The organism is Arthrobacter sp. K410C (genome assembly GCF_059090105.1).
The window spans coordinates 24,099-38,948 of record NZ_JBNHFJ010000023.1; the positions used below are offsets into that span (position 1 = coordinate 24,099).

Consider the following 14,850-nt stretch of genomic DNA (forward strand, 5'->3'; position numbering starts at 1 on the left):
GGCACCCTGGCCGCTGCGTGCCGGTTGCCGCCCCGAAACCTACTGCGCGGGGTTCTCCCGGGCAAGGTAGGCCTCGACGGCGGCGCCCAGCACATCGGCGTCGGGCAGCTCGTCGTTTTCGTCGGCGAGCAGCGAGCGGCGCACAATGCCGTCTGCCTTTTCGTCGTAGCGGGTCTCCAGCCGGGACACCACCTGCTGGACCTCGTCGGACGCGTCGATCTGCTCGGCAATCTGGCGCGTGACTTCCCGGCCCGCCTCGCGCAGCCGGTCCGTGGGCAGCATGAGGGATGTGGCTGCGCCGAGGTACTCAAGTCCGGCCACCGCCGCAGCAGGATACTCCGCTTCCGCCAGGTAATGCGGGACGTGGATGACGTAGCCGGCAACGTTCCGCCCGGCTTCCACCAGCCGGAGTTCCAGGATGTGCCCCACGGCGGCCGGAACTTCCACGGTGGGCTTCCAGACGGAGATTCCCTCGATCAGCTCGGGCCTGTTGCCGTGCACTGTGACGCCGATGGGCCGCGTGTGCGGGACCGGCATGGGAATGGAATGGATCCAGGTCACCAGGTTGACGTCCAGCTTCTCCACGATCCCGACGACGGCACGGGCAAAACGCTCCCACTGGAGGTCCGGCTCGAACCCGGCCAGAAGCAGGAAGGGCTTGCCCAGGCCGTCAACCAGCCGGTAAAGCGCCAGCCGCGGTTCCTGGTAGTCCTGGAGGTGGTCCTCCACAAAGGTGAGGTGCGGCCTGCGGGACCGGTAATCGATCAGCTGGTCGGCGTCGAAAACAGCAACAGGCTGGGCATCGAGGGAGTCCAGCAGCTCGGCGTTGATCTGCTTTACCACGTGCCCGGCATCGGCGAATCCGGTAAAGCCCATCACCAGATTCAGCCCACGGAGTTCAGGGCTGTGGAACAGCTCGATGTTGCTCGCATAGAGCGCGTCAGGGTCCAGCAGGGAGCCGGAGATCCGTTCAAGCACGGCATGTTCCTTTCATGGATGCGGGTGGACATCAATTACAACGCGGGCAGGCAGCCGGGCATTCCGAGTGGGGCTGTGGCGCACCTCTCAGAAGATTCTTCCGCCGGCGCACCCAAGGGCTACGATCGGAACTGGCCTGCCAGGCGGCCTTGCACCTCCCCGGATGGCATCCGGAAGGGCCGTCATCCGGTCTTCCATGGCAGAGCGCCGAACATGCACCCCTGCCCGTACCGATCTTCGAGAATTGAGGACTCATCCCTGTGGTCAAGAATACGGAAATCAACCTTAGTACCCTCTCCCGGGACCTGAAAAAGAGCCCCAGCGACGCAGTGGTCATCGGCGTGGGGCAGGGTACGGACGGGCCGGTCCTCCTGGACAACCCGTTGGCCGCGAAGTCCGCCGAGGCCCTCACCGATTCCCTCAAGTCACTCGGGGTGACCGGTGCCGCAGACCAGATCGTCCGCCTGCCCGGCCTCCCCGAGACAGGCGCCGGCATCCTCGTCCTCGCCGGTGTCGGCAAGGTCGCGGCCGGCACGGCACCCACGGGCGAGGCCCTCCGCCGCGCCGCCGGTTCCGCCGTCCGCCAGCTGGCCGGGCTGGGCACGGTTGCCCTGGCCTTCCCGACGGCGTCAGTGGCCGACGTCGCGGCCGTCGCCGAAGGCGCCGCGCTGGGCGCCTATTCCTTCACCGAGTTCCGGTCCGCGAAGGACGGCCTGAAGGATCCGGTCTCCAAGGCCATCGTCTTCACCGACGTGGCTGACCAGACGGAACTCGACGCCGCCCTGAAGCGCGCCGCCCTGATCGGCAGGGCCGTCAACGCCACCCGCTCCCTCGTCAACACCCCGCCCAGCCACCTGTACCCCGAAACATTCGCCGAGGCAGCCAAGGACCTGGCCAAGGGCCTTCCCGTCAAGGTGACGGTCTGGGACGAGAAGCGCCTGGAAAAGGAAGGCTTCGGCGGCATCATGGGCGTCGGCAAGGGTTCCTCCCGCCAGCCCCGCCTGGTCAAGGTGGAGTACTCCCCCGCCCGGGCGACGGCGAAGATCGCCCTGGTGGGCAAGGGCATCACCTTTGACACCGGCGGTATCTCCATCAAGCCGGCCCTCGGCATGGGCGACATGAAGAGCGACATGGCAGGCGCCGCCGTCGTCCTTAACACTGTCCTTGCCCTCGCCGGGCTGGGCCTGCCGGTCAAGGCAACCGCATGGTTGTGCATTGCGGAGAACATGCCCTCAGGTGCCGCGTCCCGGCCCGCCGACGTGCTGACCATGTTCGGCGGGAAGACCGTGGAGGTCCTGAACACCGACGCCGAAGGCCGCCTGGTCATGGCGGACGGCATCGTGGCGGCCAGCCGCGAGTACCCGGACGCCATTATCGACGTCGCCACCCTTACGGGTGCCCAGCTGATCGCCCTGGGCAACCGCACCGCCGGCATCATGGGCTCCGAGCCGGTCACCACGGCCCTCAAGGCCGCGGCCGACCGCGCGGGCGAACTGGTGTGGCCCATGCCTCTGCCGGAGGAACTGCGCCCGAGCCTCGACTCCCAGGTGGCAGACCTGGCCAACATCGGCGAACGCCACGGCGGCATGATGACCGCAGCCGTCTTCCTGCAGGAATTTGTGGGCAAGGACAAGGACGGCGCACAGATCCCCTGGGCCCACATCGACATCGCAGGCCCCTCCTTTAACAACGGCAGCCCGTACGGCTACACGCACAAGCAGGGCACTGGCTGCACGGTCAGAACCCTGGTGGCGTATGTGGAGGACATCCTGGCTGCTGCCGCCTGACGCAGCCCCGGAGGGAGTGGGAAGCGGCTTTGTGGCATGGGGTGATCCCTCCGCCACAAAGCCGCGTGACACTCGACACAAAGCGCTCCACAAACACTGTGCCAAGGTGGAGCATGGATAAGTGGTTCGCTAAGGTGAACCACGGTAGTCACAAATGCAAGAGAGTTGCCCTGCTGACATAATCACGGCAGTGCAAGTTCCAAGACCAGATGATGCGCGCAGATCGCGTCATCGTTCACGCGAGGGAGCGTTTAAGTGGCCGATCAGGCAACTGCGCAAGAATTCGACATCCTGGTACTCGGTGGCGGCAGCGGCGGATACGCCGCCGCACTGCGGGCCGTACAGCTTGGCCTTACCGTCGGCCTCGTGGAGAAGGCAAAGCTGGGCGGCACCTGCCTCCACAACGGCTGCATCCCCACCAAGGCGCTGCTGCACTCTGCAGAGCTGGCCGACCATGCACGTGACTCCGCCAAGTACGGCGTGAACGTCACCCTGGACAGCATCGACATCAACGCCGTCAACGCGTACAAGGACGGCATTATCGCCGGCAAGTACAAGGGCCTGCAGGGACTCATCAAGTCCAAGGGCATCACCGTCATCGAGGGTGAAGGCAAGCTCCAGGGCACGGACACCGTTGTGGTGAACGGCACCGCCTACAGGGGCAAGAACATCATCCTGGCCACGGGTTCCTACTCCCGTTCCCTTCCGGGCCTGGAAATCGGCGGCAAGGTCATCACCTCGGACCAGGCCCTGACCATGGACTACATCCCCAAGAGCGCCATCATCCTGGGCGGCGGCGTGATTGGCGTCGAGTTCGCATCCGTCTGGAAGTCGTTCGGCGTGGACGTCACCATCGTGGAGGGCCTGCCCTCACTTGTTCCCAACGAGGACGCCACCATCGTCAAGAACTTCGAGCGCGCCTTCAAGAAGCGCGGCATCAAGTTCTCCACCGGTGTCTTCTTCCAGGGCGTCGAGCAGAACGAGAACGGCGTCAAGGTCACCCTGGTGGACGGCAAGACGTTCGAAGCGGACCTCCTCCTGGTCGCAGTGGGCCGCGGCCCCGTCACCGCCAACCTCGGTTACGAGGAAGCCGGCATCACCATCGACCGCGGCTTCGTCATCACCAACGAGCGCCTGCACACCGGCGTGGGCAACATCTACGCAGTGGGCGACATCGTTCCCGGCGTCCAGCTTGCGCACCGCGGCTACCAGCAAGGCATCTTCGTCGCCGAGGAGATCGCTGGCCTGAAGCCTGTGATCGTCGAGGACATCAACATCCCCAAGGTCACCTACTCCGAGCCTGAAATCGCCACCGTGGGCTACACCGAAAAAGCCGCCAAGGAGAAGTTCGGCGAGGACCAGGTACAGACCCAGGAATACAACCTCGCCGGCAACGGCAAGAGCTCCATCCTGGGCACGTCCGGCCTGGTCAAGCTTGTCCGGCAGAAGGACGGCCCCGTTGTGGGCGTCCACATGATCGGCGCCCGCATGGGCGAACAGGTGGGCGAGGCCCAGCTGATCGTGAACTGGGAAGCCTACCCGGAGGATGTGGCCCAGCTGGTGCACGCACACCCCACCCAGAACGAGTCCCTGGGCGAAGCCCACCTGGCACTCGCGGGCAAGCCGCTCCACGGCTGATTTTCCGCAGCACCATGGAGCCTGGTGCACCCGGCATGGAAACCCCGGGGCACCAGGCTCAAAATCAGGCAGCATTCAATCGCACTAAAGATCAATAAGGAGAACGGGGACGACATGTCTGAATCCGTTAACTTGCCCGCCCTCGGTGAGAGCGTCACCGAAGGAACCGTCACCCGCTGGCTCAAGCAGGTAGGTGACCGGGTAGAGGTGGACGAGCCGCTGCTCGAGGTTTCCACCGACAAAGTAGACACTGAAATCCCCTCTCCTGTAGCTGGCGTGATTGAGGAAATCCTGGTGGCCGAAGACGAGACCGCCGAGGTAGGCGCACCCCTGGTGCGCATCGGCGACGGCTCCGACGGCGGTTCGGCTGCCCCGGCAGAAGAAGCTCCGGCCGCTGCCCCGGCCGAAGAGGCACCGGCACAGGAAGCCCCTGCCCAGGAAGCTGCGGCACCGGAAGCTCCCGCTGCCACACCGGCAGCCGAAGCACCCGCCGGCGGCGGCGAAGGCCACGAAGTCACCCTCCCCGCCCTGGGCGAGAGCGTCACCGAAGGCACCGTCACCCGCTGGCTCAAGGCCGTGGGCGACAACGTCGAGGTTGACGAGCCCCTGCTGGAGGTCTCCACCGACAAGGTGGACACCGAAATCCCGTCCCCGGTGGCCGGTACCCTCCAGGAAATCCGCGTCAACGAGGATGAGACCGCTGCGGTTGGTTCCGTCCTGGCCGTCATCGGCTCCGGCGCCGCTGCTGCTCCCGCGGAGGCTCCGCAGGCTGCTCCGGCCGCCCCCGCCAAGGAGGCTCCCGCCCAGGAAGCCCCGAGGGAAGAGGCCCCCAAGCCAGCACCTGCACCCGAGGCTCCGAAGGAAGAGGCTCCGCAGCAGGCAGCACCCGCCACGGCAGCAGCCGAAGCCCCATCCGCAGGAGGCGAGTCCGGCTACGTCACTCCTCTGGTCCGCAAGCTTGCCAACCAGCACGGCGTGAACATCGCCTCCCTCTCCGGCACCGGCGTCGGCGGCCGCATCCGCAAGCAGGACGTTATCGCGGCTGCCGAGGCCAAGGCCGCACCTGCCGCCGCTCCGGCCGCAGCACCGGCAGCAGCCGCCCCGGCCGCTTCTTCCGCTCCTGTCTCCTCCCTGCGCGGCACTACGCAGAAGGCTCCGCGCATCCGCCAGGTCATCGCCCGCCGCATGCGCGAATCCCTGGAAATCTCCACCCAGCTGACGCAGGTCCACGAAGTGGACATGACCAGGATCGCCAAGCTGCGGACCCGGGCCAAGAACTCGTTCCAGGCCCAGAACGGCACCAAGCTGACCTTCCTGCCCTTCATCGCCAAGGCTGTTGCCGAGGCTCTCAAGCAGCACCCCAAGCTCAACGCTGCCTACGATGAGGACAAGCAGGAGATCACGTACCACAACGCCGAGCACCTGGCGATCGCCGTGGACACGGACAAGGGCCTGCTGGTGCCGGTCATCTCCGACGCCGGCAACCTGAACCTTGCCGGCCTGGCCGGCAAGATCGCCGACGTCGCAGCCCGTACCCGCGACGGCAAGATCGGCCCGGACGAGCTGTCCGGCGGCACGTTCAGCATCACAAACATCGGCTCGGTGGGCGCCCTGTTCGACACCCCAATCATCAACCAGCCGCAGGTGGGCATCCTCGGCACCGGCGCGATCGTCAAGCGCGCTGTGGTGGTTGCCGACGAAAACGGTGACGACTCGATCGCCATCCGCTCCATGATGTACCTGTCGCTGACGTACGACCACCGCCTGGTGGACGGCGCAGACGCCGGCCGTTTCCTGCAGACCCTGAAGGCCCGCCTTGAAGAAGGCGCCTTCGAAGCGGACCTGGGACTGTAGCAGCCAGCCACGGACGACGGCGGTGCAGGCCGGCGGTGGGACAACCCGCCGCGGCCCGCGCCGCCGTCGTTCTTTAAGGCCCTTCAGGCAGTCCGCCGCACGTCAGCGCGTCTACTACCGGACGTAGAACAACTGGCTACACTGGTCCCATGAACATCCTCTACAACATTGTGGTTTTCCTGCATATCGTCGGCGCGGCCATGATCGTGGGCATCTGGATCGGGCAGATGAAGAAGCCCACCGTCCACCCCCGCCAGTTCGACGGCGCCATGCTGCAGCTCCTCACCGGCGTCGCCCTGATGGGCCTCATCCCGGCGCTCGACATGGACGCCAATTACGCGAAACTGGGCATCAAGCTCGTCATCGCCCTGGTTGTGGGCGTCCTGGCCTTCATCGGCCGCCGAAAGTACAAGGCCGGCCAGGACGTCAGCCCCGGCCTGGCCCATGCCGTGGGCGGCCTGGCGCTGCTGAACATCGCCATCGCCACCATCTGGAACTGACCCTGGCCCGTTTCCTGTCCCGCCGGAGTCACAATCCACCGGCAGCGGACACGGATGCACCCGGCGGGTGAAGTCCCTAGGATGGGAAACGGCGGGGTCCAGGCAGCGGCCTGCCCCGGTACACATCGACTTGAGGAGTGAACATGGCAGCAACACGTTCAGCAAATGCAGTATGGAACGGCAACCTGACGGAAGGCGCCGGTACCACCAGCCTGGCCACCTCAGGCCTGGGCACGTTCGATGTCACTTGGAAAGCCCGCACCGAAGCGGCCAACGGCAAGACCAGCCCTGAGGAACTCATTGCCGCAGCCCACGCGGCATGCTTCTCAATGGCCTTCAGCAATGAACTGGCAAAGGCCGGACACACTCCCGAAGAAGTCCGCGCCAAGGCTGACGTGACGTTCGTTCCGGGCACCGGCATCACCGGCAGCCACCTGACGGTCGAGGCCAGGGTCCCGGGAATCTCGGAGGACGAGTTCCAGAAGATTGCCGGCGAAGCCAAGGTGGGTTGCCCGGTTTCAGGCGCCCTGGCAAGCATCGACATCACGATGGACGCCACGCTGGAGTCCTGATCCGCCAGTAAGCGGCAAAGGCCCTGCACGCCCGGAGAATTCCGGGGGTGCAGGGCCTTTCCTTGTTCCTGGGGCTACTTGCCCTGGCTGCGCGCAGGCAAGGGAGCCGGGCGGAGCCGCCGGTACCCCTCGCGGGCCGGCGGGCGGTCGGTGGGAAGTTCCTGGATCATTTCCTTCAGGGCACCGATGCCGTACTCCAGCTGCGGGTCCCGGCCTGCGGCGTAGGCGTGCGGCGGGTAGGCCACCTCAATGTCCGGATCAACGCCATAGTTTTCGACGCTCCACCCCACGCCCCCGCTGAACCAGTTGGCGTAGCGCGGCTGGGTGACGCCGGTGCCGTCCGCCAGGGCGAACCTGTTGTCGATGCCGACCACTCCGCCCCAGGTACGGGTCCCGATCACGGGGCCGATCCCCCGCAGCTTGGACACCTGGGTGATGATGTCCCCGTCCGAACCGGCGAACTCGTCCGCCAGCACGATGACGGGCCCTCGAGGTGCGTGGTGCGGATAGGTCCGCGGCTTCTCCCCGCGGGGCATGCTCCAGCCCGTGACCTTCCGGCCGATCAGTTCCGCCACCAGCTGCGACGTGTGGCCGCCACGGTTCCGCCTGACATCCACGATGAGCCCGTCCAGCGCGGTTTCGGTGTCCAGGTCGCGGTGGAGCTGTGCCCAGCCGTTGGCCATCATGTCAGGAATATGCAGGTAGCCGAAGGTTCCGGCGGATGCTTCCCGGACGGTGCGGCGGTTGCCGGCTACCCACTCCTGGTACCGCAGGCGTTCCTCGTCCTTGACCGGAACGACGGCGACCCGCCGCTGGGTGCCGGCCGCACCTGTGTGGGCGGGGCCGTTAAGGAGGGTCAGCTCCACCGCCCGTCCGGCCGCACCCACCAGCTGCATGGCCGGGGTGACGGATGCCGACAGCGGGACGCCGTCGATGGCCAGCAGGATGTCTCCGGCCTTGGCGTCAACGCCCGGCCGCGTCAGGGGCGATGTGGCCAACGGGTCCGAGGATTCGCCGGCCAGGATTCGGGTGATTTCCCAGCCCGCCGGAGTGTGGGCGATATCGGCCCCGAGCCGGCCCTGCCCCTGGCTGCCGTTTTCGGTGACCGGCGCCGGCCGGACATAGGCATGGGAGGTGCCCAGTTCGCCGTGCATCTCCCACAGGAGGTCCACGAGGTCATCGTGCGATCCCAGGCGCTCAACCAGGGGGCGGTAGCGCTTGTGGATGGATTCCCAGTCCTGGCCCGCCATGTCCTCAGCCCAGAAGAAGTCCCGCTGCAGCCGCCAGGCCTCGTCGAAGGCCTGGCCCCAGACGCTGAGCGGATCCATCATTACGCGGATCCGGCCCAGGTCCACCTTGACCAGCTTCCCGGATTCCTCGTCCGCTTTCGCATCCGCCGGAACCGCTGTGACCTGCTTGTCCGAGATCAGCACCACGGTGCTCCGGTCCCCGGAGAGCCGGTAGCTGTCCAGCGACTCCACGAGCGTGGACTTCTTCCGCCGGGCGATGTCGAACCTGACAAGGCTGGGGCGGGCATCCTTGTCGTCCTGGCTCGCTTTTCCGTCGCCGGTGACGCCTGCCAGTGCCCAGTCAAGCCACAGAAGCGCGCCGTCCGCGGTTTCCAGTGAGGTGTAATTGCCCTGCGGCACGGGGACGGTGATGACGCGGTGTGCAAGGCCCTCGGGGTCAACTGCAACTTCCGGAGTTTCGCCGGGTTCCTGCCCGCCGGGAGTGTCCGTAACGGAGCCTTCGCCGCCGTCGGGTGCCACCGCCGGACCGAAGGGCGACGGCGTCCCGGCGGCGAGTGCCACCAGGTACGGCTTAATGGGGCTGGGGAAGGAGAGATCGAAGGAGTGGCCGTCGTACACCGGGTCGAAGCTGCGGTTGGACAGGAACGCCAGGTATTTGCCGTCCGGGGTGAAGGCCGGCGACTTGTCGCCGAAGCGGCCGTCCGTCACCTCAACGGGGGCCGTTCCGGGTTTGTCCATGTCCGCCAGCCGGAGCCGGCTGCGCGAGCCGAAGGACGTGACCGGCTCGGACCAGACCAGCCACCGGGAGTCGGGCGACCACGCCAGTTCCGAGATGGTGCCTTCCCCGATGCTGGCCACAAGGACAAAGTCGCCCGTGCGGGTGTCCGTCGCATACACCTCACCGAAAGAGGTGCCAACGGCTACCCGGCGCCCGTCGGGGCTGGCCTCCAGGGCGCTGGCCCGGGACGGCATGGGAATGTTGATCCCCGGGGCGTCCGCCCCGGACTGGGCGTCTGCTGCGGATACGGTGTCCTCCGGGGCGACGTCGGCCTGCCGCGGGTCCGCCTGCTGGTCGTCCGCGGGGACAAAGGTGCCGGCCCCGGCCAGCACCGCGGCGCCGGCCGCCGGGACGGGCTGCGGTAGCACCGGCGCATCGCCGGCACCGTCGGCAGGAGTGGGCGCCTCCCCCGGCTTGGTGCCCGCCGGCCCGTCTTCCTGGACGGCGGGAGTGGCGTTGTGCTCAACCGCTGCCACGATGTCCCTGATGTGCAGGGCCTCCACGCCACCATGGTCGGCGACATAGGCAATCCGGCCGTCGCCGAGTGGCCGTGGCAGGCGCCCGCGCACACCCGGCGTCGCCTCGACGATCCGGGACGGCCCGTCCTTGTGGCGGAGCCAGTGGATGGTGCCGTGCGCTTCCACGGCGCTGGCTGTCCCAGCGGTGTCAGGCACCACCGCGCCCAGGTGCTTTGAGGTCTTCAGCAGTGCCGGTCGCCGGGACTGGGAGGCGGAGCCCAGTGCGATGTCCAGCCGCACGGCGTCGGAGTCCAGGCTGTGCAGGATCCACAGCTCCCCGGCCGATTCGAAGATGACACGCTTTCCGTCACTGGCGGCATGCCGGACGTAGAAGTCCTCGTGGTCCGTGTGGCGGCGCAGGTCGCTCCCGCCGGGAAGGACCGAATAGAGGTTGCCGTAGCCCTCATGGTCGGACAGGAAGGCGATACGGCCGTCTACCCACATAGGGTCCGCGAGGTTGCCGTCAAGGTCCGGCAGCAGCCGCTCGAACTCCCCGTTGCCGTCTGCGTCGATCCACAGTTTCCCTGCGGTGCCGCCGCGATAGCGCTTCCACCAGGCCGGTTCGCGGGACAGCACACTGCCCACCACCACTGGCCGCTCATCCCCCACCTCGGGCCCGAACGCCACCGACTCCACCGGGCCGAAGGGCAGCTCTTCGGCCCAGCCGCCCTCCACCGGGACACTGTAGGCGTAGGTATGCCGGCTTTCGGCCTGGCGGAAGGCGCTGGTCACCAGCACGGACCCGCTGGCCGTGAAACCCTTGACCCGGGTGGTGCTGTGGCCGAAGTAGGTCAGCTGCCGGTAGTTACCGCCGTCGACGTCCGCGGCCACAACTTCCGGCGCCGTCCCCTGGACCACGGTCCACACCAGGCGCTTCCCGTCGGGCGTGAAACGGGGGTTGCGCGCGGGCAGCTGCAGGGAAGAGACCCGCCAGGCCCGGCCGCCCTCCAGCGGGGCGATCCACACGTCGTCCTCGGCCACGAAAGTGACCAGGTCACCATGCACATGCGGGTAACGGAAGTAGCTCGAAGAAGTCATCGTTTGATCATAGTCAACCCTCCCGCAGCCCTGCCGGAGGTGCCGCCGCCCGCGCCCGTGATGTGATGGAGCATGCGCATTGTTATGGCAGGAGCCTCCGGGCTGCTCGGGACCCACATGTCCGAAACTTTCCGCGGCGCCGGCCACGAGGTGACCGCCCTCGTCAGGCGTGAACCTTCCTCGAGCGGGGAAATCCGCTGGGATCCGACCAACGGCCTGCTCGACCCCTCCGCACTGACGGGGGCAGACGCCGTCGTGAATCTGTCAGGTGCCGGCATCGGCGACAGGGCATGGACGCGGAAGCGGGTTGATGAACTGTTCAGCTCGCGCCTTCAGCCGACCCGCACCCTCACCCAGGCAATGCGGCAACTGGACACGCCGCCGGCGGTATTTATCAGCCAGTCCGGCTCGGGGTACTACGGCGACGCCGGCAATACTGTCCTGCGGGAGGACGCTCCGCCGGGGTCGGGCATCCTGTCCCGGATCTGCGTGGAGTGGGAGGCCGCCGCCGCCACTGCGCCGTCCGGAGTCCGGGTTGTCGTGCCACGCACCGGTGTGGTCTTCAGCCGCTCCGGCGGGGCCCTCGGCAGGCTGTTGCCGCTGCTGCGGCTCGGCGTTGGCGGGCCCTTCGGCGATGGCAGGCAGTTCTGGCCCTGGGTCACCCTCCCGGACGTATCGGCCGCCTTCCTCTTCCTCCTGGAGTCTTCGGTCAGCGGCCCTGTCAACCTGTGCGCCCCCGAGGAGGCCGATGTCAACACTATCGTTGAAGCACTCGCCCGTGCCCTGCACCGTCCCGCCTCCTTCCGGGTTCCGGCGCCGGTGCTCCGGCTCGTGATGCGGAACCTGGCCGAAGAACTGCTGCTGTCCAGCCAGCGGATGGAACCCGCTGCCCTCTCAGGTGCGGGGTTCCGGTGGCAGCATCCGGCGCTGGGGCAGGCGGCCCAGTGGGTGGCCGGAACCGAGGGCGCCGAGGCTTTGGACTAGCCCGGCCAGTCCCGGCGAGGTTCAGGACCCGGACAGGATCTCGCTGATCCGCCACCTGCCGTCCACGGACGCCAGGACCAGGCGCAGGCGCTGGCCGCCGCTTGCCGCACCTGATGCAACCACCGTTCCTGCACGGTCCGTCTCCTCGTACGCAGAGGTGGCCGAGGTGACGCTGACCACGGCACGTCCACCCGGGGCCACGTCTTCGGCCAGTACATCGGACAGGAGGCTGGTGAACCCTGCCAGCACATGGCCTGAGCCGCGGAGCCTCTCCGCCGTCCCGCTGTCCGCGGCAGCCGCCGGTGAACCTGCCGCATTCACTTCATCCAGCAGTTCCAGCCTGCCGCTGGCGAACGCGTGGTCGCGGAGGGCCGCAAGTCCTGCCACAGCCACGGCAGGGTCCGGCGCCGCGGCGTGCTGCCTTGCCTCCCGGACCGCGCCCGGGCCTGCACCCGCCTGGCCGGGAACAGCCGCAGTGCCGGCGGCCGGTCCGGCTGCGCTGCCGGGTTCAGCTGGCAGCAGGCCCGCCGGGGCCGCCGCCATCCACCAGGCCACGGCCAGGGCCACGGCAGCGGCGGCAGTCATGACGAACGGCTTCAAGCGGGGCCTGCCCGGCAAGGCCCGGACCGCGGCACCGGCGTGTTTTCCGCGGGCAGCGGGCGCCGCGGCTGTGGAGGGGAACGGCAGCCGCGGACCGGGGGTCCGTCCCTTGGCCCACCGTGCCGCCAGCATTCTGCGATGCCAGCCATCCAGCTTTTCCTTGAGCCTGGCGGGCCGGATGATCCTGTTCCGACCGGACGGCGGCGCGGCATGCCTGCGCGTCACCAGTTCCGGAAGGACGGTGGGATGGACAGAGGCCGCCAGGTCGACAGGGCTGGGCGGTGCGCTCCGATAGACGGCAGCCGCCAGGGCCGCAGCCGTCGGCCGCAGCCGCCTGTCCTCGTTGAGCCCGGATTCCAGGGCAGCGGCAAGTTCCTTCGGCACGTCCGGAACGAGCAGGGACAGCGGTGGGCGCTCGGCCGTCACGGGCGGGGCGGCGCCGGTCAGGCAGTACCAGCCGACGGCCGCCAGCGAGTAGACATCCCGTTCCGGCTGCAGACCGGCACGCACCGCATCCACCGGCGCAGGATCCAGGAAACCGGGTGTACCCCAGTCTCCCCCGCGGCCGGGATCGCCCAGTATCCGTGCGATGCCGACGTCGGACAGCAACGGCTTGCCCTGGCCGGTGAACAGCACGTTTCCGGGCGCAACGTCCGAATGCGTGAACCCCTTGCCGTGCAGGTACGCCAGTGCCTGGCCAATCGGCGTCAACACCGTGACTGTCTCCCCGATGCCCAGCCGGCCCCGGGCCGCAACGAGATGGGCAAGAGAACCACCGGGGGCGTAGTCCAGGACAAGCGCTGTGCCGCCCCCGGAGCCGGAATCGAAGCGGACGGCGTGGTGCGCGGTGGTGAGGTGCTGGTGGTCCAGCACGGAGAGGATGCGGATCTCCCGCTGTACAGCTTCTTCCTGTACGGCGTCTTCTTGTACGGCGTTTGCAGCCAGGCCCCCACTCCCGTGCCGGTTCTTACCGGCGGGGTGGAAGCACTTCAGGGCGAACTCCCGGCCTGTCTGGTGTTCCTTACCCAGCCAAACCGTGGCGCTTCCGCCGTGGCCTAGGAGCCGCCCCGTGGTGTAACCGGGGATCTGCGGAACCGTTGTCTCGTCCATCCCTCATGTCTAGTCGAATCCGCGGGAGCCTGCAGAAGTTATCCACAGGCGGCGCTCTTCCGCCAGCGGGTGCGGGGTGAGGTGGTGAGGTTGGCCACTAAACCGGGTACGCGGCGCTGCGGCGTCTAAGCTGGATGCCATGACTCTTGAGTTTTCACAGCTGGGTCTGGCCCCCGACTTCGTGGATTACCAGCAGGCGTGGGACATCCAGCGCGAACTCCATGACAAAGTAGTCGCAGGCCAGGCACCAAGCACTGTGCTATTGCTGGAACATGCTGCCGTCTACACCGCGGGAAAGCTCACGGAAGACCACGAGCGGCCCTTCGACGGCACTCCCGTTGTGGCTGTGGACCGCGGCGGAAAGCTAACCTGGCACGGGCCCGGCCAGCTCATTGCCTACCCCATCCTCAAGCTGAAGAACCGCGCGGGAATCCGGGACTACGTTGAGCGGCTGGAAGCGATAATGATCGCCGTCATGTCCGACTACGGCATTCAGGCCGAACGCATCAAAGGCCGGGCCGGCGTCTGGATCAGGGCTGACGAAAAGGGTCCGGACCGAAAAATAGCCGCCATTGGCATCAGGGTACTTAACGGTGTCACCATGCACGGCATCGCCATTAACTGCAGCAATGACCTGGCACCTTACGGGCAGATCATCGCCTGCGGCATCACGGATGCGGGAGTGACCACAATGTCCCTGGAGACGGGGCAGGACATCCGCCCGGCCCACATTGTTGAACGCATTGTGGAAGAATTCCGCAAGCACGAAGAAGCACTCGTATCAAGCCCTGAAGGAGCTCTACTGTGACACTGGCACCCGAAGGCCGGAAGATGCTGCGGATCGAGCAGCGCAACGCGGCCGTCCCGGTGGAGCGCAAGCCGGACTGGATCAAGGCCAAGGTCCAGATGGGCCCGGAGTTCGTCGGACTCAAGAACCTCGTCAAAAAAGAAGGCCTGCACACCGTCTGCGAAGAAGCCGGCTGCCCCAACATCTTCGAATGCTGGGAAGACAAGGAAGCCACCTTCCTCATCGGCGGCTCCGAATGCACCCGCCGCTGCGACTTCTGCCAGATCGACACCGGCAAACCCTCACCCCTGGACCGGTTCGAACCCACCAAGGTGGCCCGCTCCGTGCAGTCCATGCAACTGCGCTACGCCACCGTCACCGGCGTCGCCCGCGACGACCTCGAAGACGAAGGCGTCTGGCTCTACGCCGAAACCGTCCGCAAGATCCACGAACTGA

The 14,850-nt window shown here is 67.2% G+C and carries 10 protein-coding genes and 1 pseudogene; 8 read left to right on the forward strand and 3 right to left on the reverse strand.

Features of this window, described 5'->3' with window-relative positions:
* Positions 1–39: 39 nt before the first annotated feature.
* Positions 40–978, reverse strand: a complete 939-nt coding sequence (locus AC5RU7_RS19515; RefSeq protein ID WP_494053631.1) for a proteasome assembly chaperone family protein — start codon at positions 976–978, stop codon at positions 40–42.
* A 260-nt stretch (positions 979–1,238) separates the two neighbouring features.
* Between AC5RU7_RS19515 and AC5RU7_RS19520 the strand changes: the two genes are divergently transcribed.
* The 5 genes from AC5RU7_RS19520 (at position 1,239) to AC5RU7_RS19540 (ending at position 7,329) form a co-directional block, all read left to right on the forward strand.
* Positions 1,239–2,765, forward strand: coding sequence for a leucyl aminopeptidase (locus AC5RU7_RS19520; RefSeq protein ID WP_494053632.1), 1,527 nt, complete (start codon positions 1,239–1,241; stop codon positions 2,763–2,765).
* Positions 2,766–3,020: 255 nt separating this feature from the next.
* Entirely contained in the window at positions 3,021–4,403 is a 1,383-nt protein-coding gene (lpdA, locus tag AC5RU7_RS19525) for a dihydrolipoyl dehydrogenase (protein ID WP_494053633.1), read from the forward strand.
* Positions 4,404–4,517: 114 nt separating this feature from the next.
* Entirely contained in the window at positions 4,518–6,257 is a 1,740-nt protein-coding gene (sucB, locus tag AC5RU7_RS19530) for a 2-oxoglutarate dehydrogenase, E2 component, dihydrolipoamide succinyltransferase (RefSeq protein ID WP_494053634.1), read from the forward strand.
* 149 nt (positions 6,258–6,406) lie between these two features.
* Positions 6,407–6,757 (forward strand): hypothetical protein, encoded by a 351-nt coding sequence (locus AC5RU7_RS19535; protein WP_494011002.1) that lies wholly within the window; start codon positions 6,407–6,409, stop codon positions 6,755–6,757.
* A 143-nt stretch (positions 6,758–6,900) separates the two neighbouring features.
* On the forward strand, positions 6,901–7,329 hold the full coding sequence (locus tag AC5RU7_RS19540; protein WP_133350932.1) for an OsmC family protein: 429 nt from the start codon (positions 6,901–6,903) through the stop codon (positions 7,327–7,329).
* A 74-nt stretch (positions 7,330–7,403) separates the two neighbouring features.
* Here AC5RU7_RS19540 and AC5RU7_RS19545 read toward each other — a convergent pair whose 3' ends face one another.
* Positions 7,404–10,913, reverse strand: coding sequence for a S41 family peptidase (locus AC5RU7_RS19545; protein WP_494053635.1), 3,510 nt, complete (start codon positions 10,911–10,913; stop codon positions 7,404–7,406).
* Positions 10,914–10,985: 72 nt separating this feature from the next.
* On the opposite strand from AC5RU7_RS19545, the gene AC5RU7_RS19550 reads away from it, so the two are divergent.
* On the forward strand, positions 10,986–11,897 hold the full coding sequence (locus AC5RU7_RS19550; RefSeq protein ID WP_494053636.1) for a TIGR01777 family oxidoreductase: 912 nt from the start codon (positions 10,986–10,988) through the stop codon (positions 11,895–11,897).
* A gap of 21 nt (positions 11,898–11,918) precedes the next feature.
* Here the strand turns inward: AC5RU7_RS19550 and AC5RU7_RS19555 are convergent, their stop codons facing one another.
* On the reverse strand, positions 11,919–13,607 hold the full coding sequence (locus tag AC5RU7_RS19555; RefSeq protein ID WP_494053637.1) for a serine/threonine-protein kinase: 1,689 nt from the start codon (positions 13,605–13,607) through the stop codon (positions 11,919–11,921).
* A 130-nt stretch (positions 13,608–13,737) separates the two neighbouring features.
* On the opposite strand from AC5RU7_RS19555, the gene lipB reads away from it, so the two are divergent.
* On the forward strand, positions 13,738–14,415 hold the full coding sequence (gene lipB, locus AC5RU7_RS19560; RefSeq protein ID WP_494053639.1) for a lipoyl(octanoyl) transferase LipB: 678 nt from the start codon (positions 13,738–13,740) through the stop codon (positions 14,413–14,415).
* A pseudogene (locus tag AC5RU7_RS19565) lies at positions 14,412–14,850 on the forward strand (lipoyl synthase); the annotation flags it as partial. The gene lipB and the pseudogene AC5RU7_RS19565, both read left to right, overlap by 4 nt.

Coding starts and splice junctions, on each gene's coding strand:
- sucB (WP_494053634.1), top strand. CDS start 4,518: ATGTCTGAATCCGTTAACTTGCCCGCCCTCGGTGAGAGCGTCACCGAA.
- AC5RU7_RS19535 (WP_494011002.1), top strand. CDS start 6,407: ATGAACATCCTCTACAACATTGTGGTTTTCCTGCATATCGTCGGCGCG.
- AC5RU7_RS19540 (WP_133350932.1), top strand. CDS start 6,901: ATGGCAGCAACACGTTCAGCAAATGCAGTATGGAACGGCAACCTGACG.
- AC5RU7_RS19545 (WP_494053635.1), bottom strand. CDS start 10,913: ATGACTTCTTCGAGCTACTTCCGTTACCCGCATGTGCATGGTGACCTG.
- AC5RU7_RS19550 (WP_494053636.1), top strand. CDS start 10,986: ATGCGCATTGTTATGGCAGGAGCCTCCGGGCTGCTCGGGACCCACATG.
- AC5RU7_RS19555 (WP_494053637.1), bottom strand. CDS start 13,607: ATGGACGAGACAACGGTTCCGCAGATCCCCGGTTACACCACGGGGCGG.